The sequence below is a fragment of the Pseudomonas sp. PIC25 genome (assembly GCF_002286785.1).
Lineage (GTDB): Bacteria > Pseudomonadota > Gammaproteobacteria > Pseudomonadales > Pseudomonadaceae > Pseudomonas_M.
The window spans coordinates 36,996-54,355 of record NZ_MUJY01000066.1; the positions used below are offsets into that span (position 1 = coordinate 36,996).

At 62.2% G+C, this 17,360-nt stretch carries 20 protein-coding genes; all 20 read left to right on the forward strand.

Features of this window, described 5'->3' with window-relative positions; all coding sequences use genetic code 11:
• The first annotated feature begins 11 nt into the window (after positions 1-11).
• Positions 12-509 carry a Fe-S cluster assembly transcriptional regulator IscR gene (gene iscR, locus BZL41_RS07770; protein WP_095598757.1) on the forward strand — a complete coding sequence of 166 codons (498 nt, stop codon included), beginning with the start codon at positions 12-14 and terminating at the stop codon, positions 507-509.
• A 30-nt stretch (positions 510-539) separates the two neighbouring features.
• A complete protein-coding gene (locus BZL41_RS07775) occupies positions 540-1,754 on the forward strand; it encodes an IscS subfamily cysteine desulfurase (RefSeq protein ID WP_095598758.1) in 1,215 nt (404 codons plus the stop codon).
• 26 nt (positions 1,755-1,780) lie between these two features.
• Entirely contained in the window at positions 1,781-2,167 is a 387-nt protein-coding gene (gene iscU / locus BZL41_RS07780) for a Fe-S cluster assembly scaffold IscU (RefSeq protein WP_084335717.1), read from the forward strand.
• A gap of 27 nt (positions 2,168-2,194) precedes the next feature.
• Complete coding sequence (gene iscA, locus BZL41_RS07785) at positions 2,195-2,518, forward strand: iron-sulfur cluster assembly protein IscA (protein WP_095598759.1); 324 nt, start codon at positions 2,195-2,197, stop codon at positions 2,516-2,518.
• Between the two features lie 8 nt (positions 2,519-2,526).
• Positions 2,527-3,048, forward strand: a complete 522-nt coding sequence (hscB, locus tag BZL41_RS07790; RefSeq protein ID WP_095598760.1) for a co-chaperone HscB — start codon at positions 2,527-2,529, stop codon at positions 3,046-3,048.
• Between the two features lie 43 nt (positions 3,049-3,091).
• Positions 3,092-4,954, forward strand: coding sequence for a Fe-S protein assembly chaperone HscA (gene hscA / locus BZL41_RS07795; protein ID WP_095598761.1), 1,863 nt, complete (start codon positions 3,092-3,094; stop codon positions 4,952-4,954).
• Positions 4,955-4,957: 3 nt separating this feature from the next.
• Entirely contained in the window at positions 4,958-5,296 is a 339-nt protein-coding gene (gene fdx / locus BZL41_RS07800) for an ISC system 2Fe-2S type ferredoxin (RefSeq protein ID WP_084335721.1), read from the forward strand.
• An 18-nt stretch (positions 5,297-5,314) separates the two neighbouring features.
• Positions 5,315-5,515, forward strand: a complete 201-nt coding sequence (gene iscX, locus BZL41_RS07805) for a Fe-S cluster assembly protein IscX (protein WP_095598762.1) — start codon at positions 5,315-5,317, stop codon at positions 5,513-5,515.
• Positions 5,516-5,607: 92 nt separating this feature from the next.
• A complete protein-coding gene (ndk, locus tag BZL41_RS07810; protein ID WP_084335723.1) occupies positions 5,608-6,039 on the forward strand; it encodes a nucleoside-diphosphate kinase in 432 nt (143 codons plus the stop codon).
• Positions 6,040-6,063: 24 nt separating this feature from the next.
• A complete protein-coding gene (gene rlmN / locus BZL41_RS07815) occupies positions 6,064-7,212 on the forward strand; it encodes a 23S rRNA (adenine(2503)-C(2))-methyltransferase RlmN (RefSeq protein ID WP_095598763.1) in 1,149 nt (382 codons plus the stop codon).
• A gap of 13 nt (positions 7,213-7,225) precedes the next feature.
• Positions 7,226-7,987: a type IV pilus biogenesis/stability protein PilW gene (gene pilW / locus BZL41_RS07820; protein ID WP_095598764.1), complete on the forward strand. Its 762-nt coding sequence runs from the start codon at positions 7,226-7,228 to the stop codon at positions 7,985-7,987.
• Entirely contained in the window at positions 7,984-8,967 is a 984-nt protein-coding gene (locus BZL41_RS07825) for a RodZ family helix-turn-helix domain-containing protein (RefSeq protein WP_095598765.1), read from the forward strand. The genes pilW and BZL41_RS07825 overlap by 4 nt, the downstream gene beginning before the upstream one ends.
• A gap of 3 nt (positions 8,968-8,970) precedes the next feature.
• Entirely contained in the window at positions 8,971-10,083 is a 1,113-nt protein-coding gene (gene ispG / locus BZL41_RS07830; protein ID WP_095598766.1) for a flavodoxin-dependent (E)-4-hydroxy-3-methylbut-2-enyl-diphosphate synthase, read from the forward strand.
• Between the two features lie 17 nt (positions 10,084-10,100).
• Complete coding sequence (gene hisS / locus BZL41_RS07835; protein WP_095598767.1) at positions 10,101-11,387, forward strand: histidine--tRNA ligase; 1,287 nt, start codon at positions 10,101-10,103, stop codon at positions 11,385-11,387.
• A gap of 25 nt (positions 11,388-11,412) precedes the next feature.
• On the forward strand, positions 11,413-12,057 hold the full coding sequence (locus BZL41_RS07840; RefSeq protein ID WP_174706142.1) for a tetratricopeptide repeat protein: 645 nt from the start codon (positions 11,413-11,415) through the stop codon (positions 12,055-12,057).
• On the forward strand, positions 12,050-13,201 hold the full coding sequence (gene bamB / locus BZL41_RS07845; protein WP_095598769.1) for an outer membrane protein assembly factor BamB: 1,152 nt from the start codon (positions 12,050-12,052) through the stop codon (positions 13,199-13,201). Before BZL41_RS07840 ends, bamB begins: the two co-directional genes overlap by 8 nt.
• A 104-nt stretch (positions 13,202-13,305) precedes the next feature.
• A complete protein-coding gene (gene der / locus BZL41_RS07850) occupies positions 13,306-14,784 on the forward strand; it encodes a ribosome biogenesis GTPase Der (RefSeq protein WP_095598770.1) in 1,479 nt (492 codons plus the stop codon).
• A 77-nt stretch (positions 14,785-14,861) separates the two neighbouring features.
• Positions 14,862-16,010: a pyridoxal phosphate-dependent aminotransferase gene (locus tag BZL41_RS07855; protein ID WP_095598771.1), complete on the forward strand. Its 1,149-nt coding sequence runs from the start codon at positions 14,862-14,864 to the stop codon at positions 16,008-16,010.
• Positions 15,998-16,789 carry an amidohydrolase gene (locus BZL41_RS07860; protein WP_095598772.1) on the forward strand — a complete coding sequence of 264 codons (792 nt, stop codon included), beginning with the start codon at positions 15,998-16,000 and terminating at the stop codon, positions 16,787-16,789. The genes BZL41_RS07855 and BZL41_RS07860 overlap by 13 nt, the downstream gene beginning before the upstream one ends.
• A gap of 10 nt (positions 16,790-16,799) precedes the next feature.
• The gene (locus BZL41_RS07865; protein ID WP_095598773.1) at positions 16,800-17,252 is read left to right on the forward strand and encodes a hypothetical protein; all 453 of its coding nucleotides are present in this window, start codon (positions 16,800-16,802) and stop codon (positions 17,250-17,252) included.
• The last annotated feature ends 108 nt before the right edge of the window (positions 17,253-17,360 follow it).

The window sequence follows — 17,360 nt, forward strand, 5'->3', positions numbered from 1 at the left end:
GTATTCCAACCATGCGTCTGACCACTAAAGGCCGTTACGCCGTCACCGCCATGCTCGATCTGGCTCTGCATGCCCAGCATGGTCCGGTGTCCCTGGCGGATATTTCCGAGCGCCAAGGAATTTCCCTGTCTTATCTGGAGCAGCTCTTTGCCAAGCTTCGTCGTGGCAATCTGGTGACCAGTGTGCGTGGCCCCGGAGGGGGATACCAGCTCTCCCGGGATATGCAGGGTATCCAGGTGGCCCAGGTGATCGACGCGGTCAACGAGTCGGTCGATGCCACCCGTTGCCAGGGGCTCGGTGACTGCCATTCCGGCGATACCTGCCTCACTCACCACCTCTGGTGCGATCTCAGTCAGCAGATTCATGAATTCCTCAGTGGTATCAGCCTGGCCGACCTCGTTACCCGTCGCGAGGTGCAGGAGGTCGCCCAGCGTCAGGATCAGCGTCGCTGCAGTACCAATGCGAGGGCGCCGCGCCTGGATAAGATTGAAGCGTCCGCCGTTGAATGAGCAGGATGCCAGCCTGATAGGAGAAGTTTGATGAGATTGCCGATTTACCTCGACTACTCGGCCACGACACCGGTGGATCCTCGCGTTGCCCAGAAGATGAGCGAATGTCTGCTGGTCGATGGCAACTTTGGTAACCCGGCATCGCGCTCCCACGTGTTCGGTTGGAAAGCCGAAGAAGCGGTGGAGAATGCCCGGCGGCAGGTGGCTGAACTGGTCAATGCCGATCCGCGCGAGATCGTCTGGACGTCCGGTGCTACCGAGTCCGACAACCTGGCCATCAAGGGTGTCGCGCATTTCTATGCGGGCAAGGGGAAGCACATCGTGACTTCCAAGATCGAGCACAAGGCGGTCCTGGATACCACTCGCCAGCTCGAGCGCGAAGGTTTCGAGGTGACCTATCTCGAGCCGGGCGAAGACGGGCTGATCACCCCGGCGATGGTCGAGGCGGCTCTGCGCGACGACACCATTCTGGTCTCGGTGATGCACGTCAATAACGAGATCGGCACGATCAACGATATTGCCGCCATCGGCGAGCTGACCCGTTCCCGTGGCGTGCTGTTCCACGTGGATGCCGCGCAATCCACCGGCAAGGTCGAGATCGATCTGGAAAAGATGAAAGTCGACCTGATGTCCTTCTCTGCCCACAAGACCTACGGGCCGAAGGGGATCGGTGCGCTTTACGTGCGCCGCAAGCCGCGTGTTCGCCTGGAGGCGATCATCCATGGCGGCGGTCATGAGCGTGGCATGCGTTCCGGCACGCTGGCGACCCACCAGATTGTCGGCATGGGCGAAGCCTTCCGTATCGCGAAGGAAGAAATGGTCCAGGAGAACGAGCGTATCCGCAGCCTGCGCGACCGTTTCTATCGTCAGGTCGAAGGTATCGAAGAGCTTTACGTGAACGGCAGCATGACTGCCCGTGTGCCGCACAACCTCAACCTCAGCTTCAACTATGTCGAGGGTGAGTCGTTGATCATGGCGCTCAAGGACCTGGCGGTGTCTTCCGGGTCGGCCTGTACTTCGGCCTCCTTGGAACCGTCCTATGTGCTGCGTGCGCTGGGGCGTAACGATGAATTGGCACACAGCTCGATCCGTTTCACCTTCGGTCGCTTCACCACCGAGGAAGAGATCGACTATGCGGCGCAGAAGGTCTCCGAGGCGGTCTCGAAGCTGCGCGAGCTTTCGCCGCTGTGGGATATGTTCAAAGAGGGTGTCGACCTGTCGAAGGTCGAGTGGCAGGCGCATTGACGCCCTGACGTGAGAGGAATTGCAACATGGCATACAGCGACAAGGTCATTGACCACTACGAAAACCCGCGCAACGTCGGCAAGCTCGACGCCGAAGATCCCAATGTCGGGACCGGCATGGTCGGTGCGCCGGCTTGCGGTGACGTGATGCGCCTGCAGATCAAGGTCAACGAGCAGGGCGTCATCGAAGACGCCAAGTTCAAGACCTACGGTTGCGGTTCGGCGATCGCGTCCAGTTCCCTCGCCACCGAGTGGATGAAGGGCAAGACCCTGGATGAAGCTGAGACCATCAAGAACACCCAGCTCGCCGAAGAACTGGCTCTGCCTCCGGTCAAGATTCACTGCTCGGTGCTCGCCGAGGACGCCATTAAAGCGGCCGTGCGCGATTACAAGCAGAAGAAAGGCTTGCTCTGAGTCGTTTCAGTGAGTGAGGAGTTTCCAATGGCCATCACCATGACCCCAGCCGCCGCCCAGCACGTCCGCCGCTCACTGGATGGGCGTGGCAAGGGCGAGGGTATTCGCCTGGGTGTGCGCACCACGGGCTGCTCCGGCTTGGCTTATGTACTGGAGTTTGTGGACGAGACCGGTGCTGACGACCAGGTTTTCGAAAGCCATGGCGTGAAGGTGATCATTGACCCGAAGAGTCTGGTCTACCTCGATGGCACGGAGCTCGATTTCGTTCGCGAGGGCCTCAACGAAGGCTTCAAGTTCAACAACCCCAACGTCCGCGGCGAGTGCGGCTGTGGCGAGAGTTTCAATGTCTGAGGCTCTCCGTGGGTAGCCCCTGTCACTTTGCGCTGTTCGACCTGCAGCCGGACTTTCGCGTCGATCTCGAACGGTTGGCGGCGCGCTATCGCGAGCTGGCGCGCACCGTTCATCCGGATCGCTTTGCCGATGCGTCGGAGCGCGAGCAGCGCTTGGCTCTGGAGCGTTCGGCCAGCCTCAACGAGGCCTACCAGACGCTGAAGAGCGCGCCGCGGCGGGCGCTGTACCTGCTGGCGCTTAATGGTCGCGAGTTGCCGCTGGAGGCCACTGTCCAAGACCCCGATTTCCTCATGCAGCAGATGCATTGGCGCGAGGAGTTGGAGGACCTGCAAGACAGCGCGGACTTGTCGGGGGTGGCGGCATTCAAGCGCCGTCTCAAGGGGGCTCAGGAAGAGCTGAACGAGGCGTTCGCAGCCTGCTGGAACGATGCGGCCCGTCGTGAAGAGGCCGAGCGGCTCGTACGGCGGATGCAGTTCCTCGACAAACTCTCCTACGAAGTGCGCCAGTTGGAAGAGCGCCTCGACGATTAACCTGCGCGTTGCCCTTGGTGACGCGCCCGATATCCAGGCAAGCATGGCTCTACTTCAGATCGCTGAACCCGGACAGAGCCCCCAGCCACACCAGCGTCGTCTGGCGGTGGGGATCGATCTGGGCACCACCAATTCTCTGGTCGCCGCCGTCCGCAGTGGCTTGTCCGAGCCTCTGGCCGACGAGAGCGGAGATGTCATCCTGCCGTCCGCGGTGCGCTACCACATTGATCGGGTCGAGGTGGGGCGAACTGCCAAGGCTGCGGCAGCCGAAGATCCGCTGAACACCGTATTGTCGGTCAAGCGCCTGATGGGACGTGGCCTGGCGGACGTGAAGCAATTGGGCGAACAGTTGCCCTACCGCTTCAGCGGCGGCGAATCGCACATGCCGTTCATCGAGACCGTACAAGGTCCGAAAAGCCCGGTGGAGGTCTCTGCCGATATTCTCAAGGTGCTGCGTCAGCGCGCCGAAGCCGCGTTGGGCGGCGAACTGGTCGGGGCGGTCATCACCGTGCCTGCCTATTTCGACGAGGCTCAGCGCCAGGCCACCAAAGACGCCGCGCGACTTGCCGGTCTGAACGTCCTGCGTCTGCTCAACGAGCCGACGGCGGCTGCCGTCGCCTATGGCCTCGACCAGCAGGCGGAGGGGGTCGTGGCGATCTACGATCTGGGCGGAGGCACCTTCGATATTTCCATCCTGAGGCTGAGTCGCGGGGTGTTCGAAGTCATGGCCACGGGCGGCGACAGCGCGCTGGGTGGTGATGATTTCGATCACGCGGTCGCCGGCTGGATCGTCGAGCAGGCCGGATTGTCCGCCGATCTCGATCCGGCGGCCCAGCGCAGCCTGCTGCGAGCCGCATGTGCGGCAAAAGAGGCGCTGACCGGCGAAACCTCCGTGGTGGTCGAATACGGCGCTTGGCAGGGGCTGCTGACGCGTGAGCATTTCGACGCGCTGATCGAGCCGATGGTGGCGCGCAGTCTCAAGGCGTGCCGTCGGGCTGTGCGCGATGCGGGCATCGAGCTGGAGGAGGTCGAGGCCGTGGTCATGGTGGGTGGGTCCACCCGCGTGCCGCGCGTTCGCCAGGCGGTCGCCGAACTCTTCGCACGCGAGCCGTTGACCGATATCGATCCCGATCAGGTCGTGGCCATTGGTGCGGCCATCCAAGCCGATATGCTGGCCGGTAACAAGCGTGGCGGCGACGAGTTGCTGCTGCTCGATGTGATTCCTCTGTCGCTCGGCCTGGAAACCATGGGTGGGCTGATGGAGAAGGTGATTCCTCGCAATACCACCATACCGGTAGCGCGTGCCCAGGATTTCACCACTTACAAGGATGGCCAGACGGCCATGATGATCCATGTGCTGCAGGGCGAGCGCGAACTGATCAGCGACTGCCGCTCCCTGGCGCGTTTCGAGTTGCGTGGCATTCCGCCCATGGTGGCGGGGGCGGCGAAGATTCGGGTGACTTTCCAGGTGGACGCGGATGGTTTGCTGAACGTCTCGGCTCGCGAGCTGGGCTCGGGTGTAGAGGCGAGCATCCAGGTGAAGCCGTCCTATGGCCTGACCGACAGTGAAATCGCTCGCATGTTGCAGGACTCTTTCCAGCATGCGGGCGACGACAAGGCCGCGCGTGCGCTGCGCGAGCAACAGGTCGATGCCCAGCGTCTGCTGGAGGCGGTTACCGCTGCCCTGGAAGCCGATGGCGAGCGTCTGCTCAGTGCCGACGAGCGCGCGGCCATCGAGTCGCAGATGGAGCAGTTGCGCGAACTCATGGTGGGTACCGATGGGCCTGCCATCGAGCGGCAGGCCAAGCGCCTCACCCAAATTACCGACGCCTTTGCTGCGCGTCGTCTGGATGCCACGGTGAAAGCCGCCCTGGCCGGACGTCGCCTGAACGAAATCGAGGAATGACCGATGCCGCAGATTGTTTTTCTGCCCCATGCCGAGCACTGTCCCGAGGGGGCCGTGATCGAGGCGCAACCCGGCGAAACCGTTCTTGACGCCGCCTTGCGCAATGGCATCGACATCGAGCATGCCTGCGAAAAGTCTTGTGCCTGTACCACTTGTCATGTCGTCATTCGTGAAGGCTTCGGCTCGCTGGAGCCATCCGATGAACTGGAAGACGATATGCTCGACAAGGCGTGGGGGCTGGAGCCTTCCTCTCGGCTTTCCTGCCAGGCTGTTGTGGCAGACGAGGATTTGGTAGTGGAAATTCCGAAGTACACTATCAATCAGGTCTCCGAAGGGCATTGAGGCGAAACGGGAGCGATCATGAGCCTTAAGTGGACGGATGTTCTGGATATCGCCATCGAGTTGGCAGAGAGCAAGCCGGGCGTGGACCCGCGCTACGTCAATTTCGTCGATTTGCACCGCTGGGTACTGGCCTTGCCGGACTTCGACGACGATCCCCAGCGTGGCGGCGAGAAGGTCCTCGAAGCCATCCAGGCGGCGTGGATCGAAGAGCTCGACTGAGCCAGGCCCCCGGCCCTACGCATTTCACTGGAACCCGCGTATAATTCGCGGGTTTAATTTTTCGCTTTAACCTCAAGTTTCTGGAGTTTTTCATGGCCGTTGAGCGCACTCTTTCCATCGTCAAGCCGGATGCCGTTTCCAAGAACGTCATCGGCGAGATCCTGACCCGTTTCGAAAAGGCCGGCCTGCGTGTCGTTGCCGCCAAGATGGTCCAACTCTCCGAGCGTGAAGCCGGTGGCTTCTACGCCGAGCACAAAGAGCGTCCCTTCTTCAAGGATCTGGTGTCCTTCATGACCTCCGGTCCGGTCCTGGTCCAGGTTCTGGAAGGCGAGAACGCCATTGCCAAAAACCGTGAACTGATGGGTGCCACCGATCCGAAGAAGGCCGAAGCTGGCACCATCCGCGCCGATTTCGCCGTCTCCATCGACGAGAACGCCGTGCACGGTTCCGACTCCGAGGCTTCCGCTGCTCGCGAAATCGCCTACTTCTTCGCCGCCACCGAGGTGTGCGCTCGCATTCGCTAAGCGAATCGCGGGAAGGGTGAAGCCATGACTGAATCGACCGGAAAAGTGAATCTGCTGGGCCTGACCCAGCCTCAACTGGAGAGCTTCTTCGAATCCATCGGAGAGAAGCGCTTCCGTGCCGGTCAGGTGATGAAATGGATTCACCACTTTGGTGTCGATGATTTCGATGCCATGAGCAATATCGGCAAGGCCCTGCGCGACAAGCTCAAGGCCTCTGCCGAGATTCGCGGTCCGGAAGTGGTCAGCCAGGACATCTCCAGCGACGGTACCCGTAAATGGGTGGTCCGCGTGGCGTCCGGCAGTTGTGTCGAGACCGTCTACATTCCCCAGGGCGGGCGCGGCACCCTCTGCGTGTCCTCCCAGGCCGGTTGTGCCCTGGATTGCAGCTTCTGCTCCACCGGCAAGCAAGGTTTCAACAGCGACCTCACTGCGGCGGAAGTGATCGGCCAGGTGTGGATCGCCAACAAGTCATTCGGCACCGTGCCGGCGAAAATCGATCGTGCCATTACCAACGTGGTGATGATGGGCATGGGTGAGCCGCTGCTGAACTTCGACAACGTGGTCGCCGCCATGAGCATCATGATGGACGACCTCGGATACGGGATTTCCAAACGGAAGGTGACCCTGTCCACTTCCGGCGTGGCGCCGATGATCGACAAGCTGGGGGAGGTGATCGATGTCTCCCTGGCGCTGTCGCTGCACGCGCCCAACGATGAATTGCGCAACAAGCTGGTACCAATCAACAAGAAGTATCCGCTGGCGGTCGTCCTGGATGCCTGCAAGCGCTATATCTCCCGGCTCGGCGAGAAGCGCGTGCTGACCATCGAGTATACGCTGCTCAAGGATGTCAACGATCAGCCGGAACACGCTGCGCAGATCGTCGCGCTTCTCAAGGATTTTCCTTGCAAGATCAACCTGATTCCGTTTAATCCCTTCCCTTTTTCCGGATACGAGCGGCCGAGCAACAATGCGATCCGTCGTTTCCAGGACCTGCTGCATAAGGCGGGGCACAATGTCACCGTACGCACTACGCGCGGCGATGACATCGATGCGGCTTGCGGCCAGCTGGTCGGTCAGGTGATGGATCGTACCCGGCGCAGCGAACGTTATATCGCCGTGCGTCAGCTCGGCACCGATGCCGACACACCGGGCGGCACTGCCAATCGAACCTGAAGGGAGGAGTTTCATGATCGTGCGCGCTGCGCTGCTTTCGCTTTTCACCGGTCTGTTCCTGACAGGCTGCGTTTCCACCGGCAATGTCGACCGGATGAAGACCTCCGAGGGTCGTGAGCAAGCGCGCGATGCTTACATCCAATTGGGGCTCGGTTATCTCCAGCAAGGCCAGACCGAGCGAGCCAAGGTTCCATTGAAGAAGGCGCTCGAACTCGATTCCTCGAATGCCGATGCCTATGCGGCACTGGCCCTGGTGTTCCAGACCGAGATGGAACCCAAGCTGGCCGATGATAACTACCGCAAGGCGTTGTCCCTGCGCAGCGATGCGCGGATTCTCAACAATTACGGCAGCTTCCTGTTCGAACAGCAGCGTTACAAGGAAGCCTACGAGCGCTTCCAGCAGGCCGCAGCGGACAATCTCTATCCCGAGCGCTCGCGCGTCTACGAGAACCTCGGCCTTACCGCGTTGAAGCTGAACCAGCGTGCCTTGGCCAAGCAACATCTGGAGAAGTCCCTGCGCCTGAATCGCGAGCAGCCGCGTGCGCTGCTGGAGCTGGCCGTGTTGTCCTTCGAGGATAAAGAGTACGTACCGGCTCGTGGGTACTATGAAAGTTTCAGTCGTCTGTCCGAACAGAATGCCCGCAGCCTTCTGCTGGGTACCCGCCTGGCGACCATCTTCGACGATCGTGACAGGGCTGCCAGCCTCGGCCTGCAGTTGAAGCGCCTTTATCCCGGTACGCCGGAATATCAGCAATATCTGTCGGAGCAACAATGAACGCGTCGCATCATGAAGCTGTAGCGGCGACTCGCGTCAATCCGGGCGAGACGCTGCGAAGAGCCCGCGAAAGCAGGAATTGGGAGCTGACCGACGTTGCCGCTCAGCTCAACCTGACTGCGCAGGCGTTGCGCCAGTTGGAAGACGGGGCTTTCGACCAGTTGCCGGGGCACACCTTCGCACGCGGCTACATTCGCGCCTACGCCAAGTTGCTGGGCATGGACCAGACCCGGTTGGTACAAGAGTTCGACCAGTACACGGGAACGGACGCCACGGGCAGTAGCGTGCACAGCCTCGGCCGTATCGAGGAGCCGGTGAGGCTGTCCCAGAACCTGCTGCGCTTCGTCAGTTTCGCGCTGTTGGCAGTGTTGGCTGCTGTCGGCTTCTTCTGGTGGCAGGAACAGTCTTCCAACCGGGGCGAAGAACGCACCGGGCTGGGCATCGAGCATGTCGAAGTGGAAAGCGCCGACGGTACGACGCAGATTCATCCGCTGGATGAGCCTGAAGACCAGGCCGTGGCCGAGGCGAGCGGCGATCAGGCCGAATTACCGTTGCCTTCCGTTTCGCCGGAAGTCGCCGGTCAGCCGGAAAGTGATGCCGAGCCGTCCGCTCCGAGCGATGCCGCATCGACCGGCGAAGCACCGTCGGCTTCGACCGAGCCCGAGACCCCGGCCCAGCCTGAGAGCGTCACTCCTCCGGCGACGCCGCCTGCGGCTCCGGTAGCGGTCCAGCCGGGCGAGGGTATGGTGCGTATGCAGTTCACCGCCAATTGTTGGACCCAGATCACCGATGCCACTGGCAAGGTACTCTACAGCGGTTTGAAGCGAGAGGGGGAAAGCCTGGACGTCAGTGGCAAGGCGCCCTTGAAACTGCATCTTGGCTATGCCCGCGGTGTGCAGGTCAGCTTCAATGGCCAAACGGTCGATCTGGCACCGTATGTCCGTGGCGAAACTGCGCGCTTCACCTTGGGAGGGCAATAAACCGTGCATTGCGAGTCTCCCATCAAGCGACGCCAGTCGCGCAAGATCTGGGTCGGTTCCGTGCCCGTGGGTGGCGATGCGCCCATCTCCGTGCAGAGCATGACCAACACCGATACCTGTGACGTGGCGGCCACGGTGGCCCAGATCCGTCGTCTGGAAGATGCCGGTGCGGACATCGTTCGCGTTTCGGTGCCGGACATGGAGGCTGCCGAGGCCTTCGGCAAGATCAAACAGCAGGTGAAGGTTCCGCTGGTGGCGGACATTCACTTCGATTACACCATCGCCTTGCGGGTTGCCGAGCTGGGCGTCGATTGCCTGCGCATCAACCCGGGTAATATCGGTCGTGAAGACCGCGTCCGGGCCGTGGTCGATGCCGCCCGCGACAAGGGCATTCCTATCCGCATCGGCGTCAACGCCGGTTCGCTGGAAAAGGACCTACAGAAGAAGTACGGCGAACCCACGCCGGCAGCGCTGGTGGAGTCCGCACTTCGCCATGTCGAGCACCTGGACCGTCTGGACTTCCAGGACTTCAAAGTCAGCGTGAAAGCCTCAGACGTGTTCATGGCGGTGGAAGCCTACCGTCTGCTCGCCAAGCAGATTGAGCAGCCCCTGCACCTGGGCATCACGGAAGCCGGTGGCTTGCGCTCCGGTACCGTCAAGTCGGCAGTGGGGTTGGGGATGCTGCTGGCCGAGGGGATCGGCGATACCATCCGCATCTCCCTTGCCGCCGATCCGGTCGAAGAGATCAAGGTCGGTTTCGACATTCTCAAATCGCTGCACCTGCGCTCGCGTGGCATCAACTTCATCGCCTGTCCGAGCTGTTCGCGGCAGAACTTCGACGTGGTGAAAACCATGAACGAACTGGAGGGGCGTCTCGACGACCTCCTGGTTCCGCTGGATGTGGCGGTAATCGGCTGCGTGGTGAACGGCCCCGGCGAGGCGAAGGAAGCGCATATCGGCCTGACCGGCGGTACGCCCAACAACCTGATCTACATCGACGGCAAGCCCGCACAGAAACTGACCAACGACAATCTGGTGGACGAGCTGGAAAAGCTGATCCGCCGGAAGGCGGCCGAAAAGGCCGAGGCCGACGCGACCCTGATCGCGCGCGGTTAATTTCCTAAGGATCTTTCGTGAGCAAAACGCTGCAAGCCATACGTGGCATGAACGACATCCTGCCGGAGCAGACTCCGGTTTGGCGCTACCTCGAGAACACCTTCGCACAGTTGCTGGACGGCTACGGCTACAAGGAAATCCGCCTGCCGATCCTCGAATTCACCGAGCTGTTCGCCCGTGGTATCGGCGAAGGCACCGATGTGGTCGACAAGGAGATGTACACCTTCCTCGACCGCAACGAAGAGTCCCTGACTTTGCGCCCGGAAGGTACGGCCGGTTGTGTGCGTGCGGTGCTTGAGCACGGCCTGACCGGTGGCGGTCAGGTCCAGAAGCTTTGGTACGCCGGCCCGATGTTCCGTTACGAAAAGCCGCAGAAAGGCCGCTATCGCCAGTTCCACCAGATCGGTGTGGAAGTCTTCAACCAGCCGGGGCCGGATATCGATGCCGAGCTGATCGTGCTGACCTGGCGTCTGTGGAAGAGGCTTGGCCTGGCCGATTCCGTCACTCTGCAACTCAATAGCCTTGGCTCCAGTGAAGCCCGTGCGTCCTATCGGGATGCTCTGGTGGCTTATCTGCGCGAGCGCTTCGACCAACTCGACGAAGACAGCCAGCGCCGCCTGACCACTAATCCGCTGCGTATTCTCGACAGCAAGAATGCCCAGACCCAGGCGCTCCTCGCTGATGCGCCGACGCTGCATGACTATCTGGACGAGGAGTCGCGCACTCATTTCGAGGGGCTCAAGGCCCGCCTCGATGCGGTCGGTATCCGCTACGAGATCAACCAGAAGCTGGTCCGCGGCCTGGATTACTACGGCCGTACCGTGTTCGAGTGGGTGACCGACAGGCTCGGCGCCCAGGGCACCGTCTGTGCCGGCGGCCGCTACGACGGCCTGATCTCCCAGTTCGGTGGCAAGCCGACCCCGGGCGTCGGTTTCGCCATGGGTGTCGAGCGTCTGGTACTGCTGCTGGAGACCCTGGAGCTGGTGCCGGCGGAGCTGAACAGTCCGGCTCACGCCTACCTCTGCGCCTTCGGCGAGCCCGCCGAACTGGCTGCTCTGGCGCTGGCGGAGCGCCTGCGCGATGCCCTTCCTGGGTTGCGTCTGCTGGTCAATGCGGGGGGCGGCAGCTTCAAGAGTCAATTCAAGAAGGCCGACAAGAGCGGTGCGTCATATGCGCTGATTCTGGGCGACGACGAACTGGCCAACCGCGTGGTAGGGTGCAAGCCGCTGCGTACCGACGGCGAACAACAGAACATTGCCTGGGATGCTCTTGCCGAGCACCTGGCTGCCTGCATGCAGGCTTGAGTATCAGACGGATAGGAGCATTGGGGTGACCTCGCGTACCGAAGAAGAACAACTGGCGCTGATCAAGGAATGGTGGCAGCGCAACGGCATGCCCCTGCTGACCGGCGGTGCGCTGGCGCTGGTGGCGGTGTTCGGCTGGCAGGGCTGGCAGAAGTACCAGACCAACCAGGCGCAAGGCGCTTCCATGCTGTACCAGCAACTGCTGGAAACCGCCCTGACACCTAGCGGCCAGCCGGATGCAGGCAAGGTCAGCGAACTGGCCGGCAAGCTCAAGAGCGATTATGCCGGCACTCAATACGCCCAGTACGGCAGCCTCTTTGTCGCCAAGGTGGCGGTCGAAGCGGGCAAGCTGGACGATGCCGCCGCTGAGTTGCGGGCCATTGTCGACAAGCCGGCCGATGCCACCCTTGGCGAACTGGCGCGCCAGCGCCTGGCCCGTGTGCTGGCGGCCCAGGGCAAGGCCGAAGAGGCGCTCAAACTGCTCGAAGGCGATGCGGACAAGGCCTATCTGGCGAGCCGTGAAGAAGTTCGTGGCGATCTGCTGGTCCAGCTCGGCCGTACCGATGAAGCCCATGCCGCCTATGAGAAGGCCAAGGCTGCGCTCTCCGACGACGCGGCGGTAGGCAGCCTGCAGATGAAGCTCGACGACCTGGCTAAAGGGGATGCCTGACGTGAAGCGCTGGAAATATGCCGTAGTGCTGACCCTGGCCGCCGTGGTCGTGGGTTGCAGCAGCAACAGCAAGAAGGAACTGCCGCCGGCCGAGCTGCCCAAGTTCGAAGAGGAAGTGCAACTGAAGAAGGAATGGAGCCGCTCGATTGGTGACGGCCAGGGCGAAACCTTCAACATGCTGGTGCCGGCGGTCGACGGCGATGTGATCTACGCGGCCGATGTCGAAGGCGTAGTCATGGCGTTGGACCGTTTCAGTGGCAAGGTGGTCTGGAAGGAAGACCTGGAATTGCCGGTATCCGGCGCCGTGGGTGCCGGCTATGGGATGGTCCTGCTGGGGACGCTGAAGGGTGAGGTGATCGCCCTGGACGCCACCAGCGGCGAAGAGAAATGGCGTGCCCGCGTGACCAGCGAGGTACTGGCTCCTCCGGCAACTAACGGTGACGTGGTCATCGTTCAGACCCAGGACGACCGGCTGATCGCGCTTGATGCCGATACCGGCAACCAGCGCTGGATCTACGAAAGCACCCCGGCGGTACTGACGCTGCGCGGTACTGGTGCTCCCATCGTGACCAACCGCCTGGCCATTGCCGGCCTTTCCACCGGCAAGGTGATCGCCCTGGATACCCAGCGCGGCCTGCCGGTCTGGGAACAACGCGTAGCCGTGCCTTCCGGCCGTTCCGAGCTGGATCGCGTGGTAGACATCGACGGCGGCTTGCTGCTGTCCGGCGGCACTCTGTATGTCGTGACCTACCAGGGCCGCGTCGCCGGCCTGGATGTGGAAAGCGGCCGGGTGCTCTGGCAGCGCGAGGCCTCCAGCTATGTCGGCGTGGCGCAGGGCTTCGGCAGCGTCTACGTCAGCCAGGCCAGCGGTACCGTCGAAGGCATCGACGAGCGTTCCTCGTCGGCACTCTGGAGCAACGATCAACTGGCCCGCCGCCAACTGTCGGCGCCGGAAGTGTTCTCCAGCTACGTGGCAGTCGGTGATCTGGAAGGTTACCTGCACCTGCTTAGCCAGGTGGACGGCCGCTTCGTCGGTCGCGTCCGCATCGACAGCGATGGCCTGCGTGCCCGCCCGCTAGTGGTCGGCGAATGGCTGTATGCCTATGGCAACGGGGGCGAGCTGGTCGGTCTGACCATTCGCTAAACCCGTCTTGCCACTGCGACCCGCCCCATGCGGGTCGCCGAAATGTCCGGCCGCTGCCCTTGCAGCGGCCGTTGTGTTTTCTGAAATAAGCAGGTGAGAGCCTTATGGTTCCCGTAATCGCCCTGGTGGGCCGCCCGAACGTCGGCAAGTCGACACTGTTCAACCGTCTGACCAAGACCCGCGATGCCATCGTCGGCGATCTCTCCGGCCTGACCCGCGACCGCCAGTACGGCGAGGCGCGCTGGCAGGGGCGCACCTTCATCGTCATCGATACCGGTGGTATTTCCGGCGACGAAGAGGGCATCGACGCGAAGATGGCCGAGCAGTCTCTGCAAGCCATCGAGGAAGCCGATGCAGTGCTGTTCCTGGTGGACGCCCGCGCCGGCCTTTCCGCCGCCGACCAAATGATCGGCGAGCATCTGCGCCGCAAGAACAAGCGCACCTTCCTGGTGGCGAACAAGGTCGACAACGTCGATCCGGATATCGCCCGGGCCGAGTTCAGTCCACTGGCACTCGGCGACGCCTTGCCGATCGCCGCGGCCCATGGGCGAGGCATCAGCGCTCTGTTGCAGGCGGCCCTTGGTGAGTTCCCCAAGGATGCCGATGCCGAGGCGATCGAAGAGGCTGCGGCTGAGGATGTCGCGGAAGGCGAGGAAGCCAAGCGCATTCCTGGCCCGAGCGAGAAGGACGGTATCAAGATCGCCATCATCGGTCGGCCCAACGTCGGCAAGTCCACGCTGGTCAACCGCATGCTCGGCGAGGAGCGGGTGATCGTCTACGACCAGGCCGGTACGACCCGCGATAGCATCTACATTCCCTTCGAGCGCGACGAGGAGAAGTACACGCTGATCGATACCGCCGGCGTGCGCCGTCGCGGCAAGATCTTCGAGGCCGTGGAAAAGTTCTCGGTGGTGAAGACACTCCAGGCCATCCAGGATGCCAACGTGGTGGTCTTCGTCATGGATGCCCGTGAAGGCGTGGTCGAGCATGACCTCAACCTGCTCGGCTTCGTCCTGGAGACCGGCCGGGCGCTGGTCATTGCGCTCAATAAGTGGGATGGCATGGAGCCCGGCCAGCGCGACTATGTGAAGACCGAACTGGAGCGCCGGCTGTTCTTCGTCGATTTTGCCGACATACACTTCATCTCGGCCTTGCATGGCACGGGTGTCGGGCATCTGTACAAGTCGGTGCAGGCTGCGTTCAAGTCGGCGATTACCCGCTGGCCCACCAGCCGCCTGACTCAGATTCTCGAGGATGCGGTGCAGGAGCACCAGCCGCCGCTGGTCAACGGTCGGCGCATCAAGCTGCGCTATGCCCACCTGGGTGGTGCCAACCCGCCGCTGATCGTGATTCACGGCAATCAGGTCGAGGCCGTACCGAAGTCCTATACGCGCTACTTGGAAAATACCTATCGGCGGGTTCTCCGGTTGGTCGGCACGCCGATTCGCATCGAATACAAGGGCGGTGAAAACCCCTACGAGGGCAAGAAGAATACCCTCACCGACCGCCAGGTGAACAAGAAGCGCCGGCTGATGAGCCACCACAAGAAACAAGAGAAGAAGCGCAAGGACAAGAGGAAATAGCGGCGGGCGGTCTTCAGGCGGCAGGCGCCAGGGGATAAGCTTGTCGCCCCGACTCAGCCCGCTGCCTGTTGAAGCCCATGATCGAAAGCAAATTGCCGAACGTCGGCACCACCATCTTTACCCGGATGTCCCAGCTTGCTGCGGAAACCGGCGCGCTGAACCTGTCCCAGGGTTTTCCCGATTTCGATGGCCCTGCCGCCTTGCGCGAGGCGGTCGGCCGCCATATCGCCGCAGGCCATAACCAGTACGCGCCGATGACCGGGCTGCCGGCCTTGCGCGAGCAGGTCGCGGCAAAGATCGCGATCTGCTACGGCCAGACGGTCAGCGCCGACAGTGAAATCACCATCACTCCCGGCGCGACCCAGGCGATTTTCTGCGCTATCCAGGCAGTGATCCGCCCTGGCGACCAGGTCATTGTCTTCGATCCCTGCTATGACAGCTACGAGCCCTCGGTGGAGCTGGCCGGCGGTCGCTGCGTGCATGTTCCGCTGGCATTGCCGACGTTCGAGATCGACTGGCAGCGTTTCAGCGATGCGCTCAGTCCGCGCACGCGCATGGTGATCCTGAACAGCCCGCACAACCCCAGCGGAGCCCTGATTTCCCGCAAGGCGTTGGACCGTCTGGCCACCCTGATCCGCGACCGCGATATCTATCTGGTCAGCGACGAGGTCTACGAGCACCTGGTGTTCGATGGCCAGCGGCATGCCAGCGTCCTGGCTCACGCCGAACTCTACCAACGTGCCTTCGTGGTCAGCTCCTTCGGCAAGACCTACCACGTCACCGGCTGGAAGACCGGTTACGTGGTGGCGCCCCCGGCTCTTACCGCCGAGCTGCGCAAGGTGCACCAGTACGTCAGCTTTTGCGGCGTGACGCCGCTGCAGTGGGCGCTGGCCGACTTCATGCTGGAGCACCCCGAGCACATCGCTGAGCTGCCGGCGTTCTACCAAAGCAAGCGTGATCTGTTCTGCGACCTGCTGGCCGGCTCGCGTTTCCGCTTCACCCGTGCCGCCGGCACCTATTTTCAACTGGTCGATTATTCCGAAATACGGCCGGACCTCGACGATCTGGCAATGGCCGAATGGCTGACTCGCGAGCACGGCGTCGCCGCCATCCCGGTATCGGTGTTCTACCAGACTCCGCCGAAGGACCTGCGCCTGGTGCGTTTCTGCTTTGCCAAGCGTGAGGAAACCCTCGGACAGGCAGCGGAGAAACTATGCGCAATCTGAACGAGTTGCCCGATCTGAGTCTGGCCCTGGTGCAGACCGATCTGGTCTGGCAGGACCCGGCGGCGAACCGTGCGAAGCTTGAGCTTCTCTTGGAGCAGGCGCGTGGCGTCGATCTCATCGTGCTGCCGGAGATGTTCAGCACCGGCTTTTCCATGGAGTCCGAGCGGCTCGCCGAGCCGGAGCAGGGGCCGACCAGCGCCTGGCTCCTGCAACAGGCGGCGCGGCTGAATGCGACGATCACCGGCAGCCTGATTGTCCAGGCCCGCGATGGCAGCCACCGCAATCGCCTGCTCTGGGCGCGCCCGGATGGCGAGATGCTGCATTACGACAAGCGCCACCTGTTCCGTATGGCCGGGGAGCACAAGCACTACACCGCCGGCGAGCGACAGGTGGAGATGGAATGTAACGGCTGGCGAGTGCGTCCGCTGGTCTGCTACGACCTACGCTTCCCGGTCTGGAGTTACGACCCGCACGACACCGACCTGCTGCTCTACACCGCCAACTGGCCGGCCGCGCGCCGCCACCACTGGAATCGACTGCTGCCGGCGAGGGCCATCGAGAACCTGTGTTTCGTTGCAGCCGTGAACCGGGTAGGCACCGACGGCAAGGGCCATCCCTACAGTGGCGACAGCCAAGTGCTGGATTACCAGGGCGAAACCCTGCTGGATGCCGGTGACCGTGACGGCGTATTCAGGGCCCGCCTGGAGGCTGCTGGACTGACCGCCTACCGGGAACGTTTTCCGGCATATATGGATGCCGATACTTTCGATCTGACCTGAGGAAACGCGCATGGACGCAGAGAACCCCTTCCGTACCCCTTCGGCCGACCTGACCGGCACGACGACAACCGATGGCAAGCTCTACAGCCTGGGCGCCGTAGCATTGGGGACATTCTTCGGCACTCCCATAGCGGGGGCCTACTTCATTGTCCAGAACCTCAAGCAACTGGGACGCTCCGCCGAGATCACCCAGGCTTGGGCGATGGGCGTGGGTGTCTTTGTTGCTCTGCTGGCGCTCAGCTTTTTCCTGCCGGACTCGATGCCGGCCACACCGATCACGGCTATCCAGGTGGCTGGTATGTACTTCTATGCCAAGCAGTTGATGGAGAAAGAAGTGAATACCCACCGGGCGGTGGGTGGCTCGTTCTTCTCCAATTGGCGAGCGGTGGGAATTGGCTTGCTCTTCCTGATGGCGTTGCTGGTGGTCGCCGTGCCGGTGGTCATGCTGCTGATGGAGGGCTGAGGCAGGCATGAAAAAGCCCCGCGCAAAGGCGGTAATGCTGTTCACTTAAGCGGAGCAGCCTTCCGATCCACTGGATAGCGGGTCTTCGAAATCTTCACCGTCCTGGGC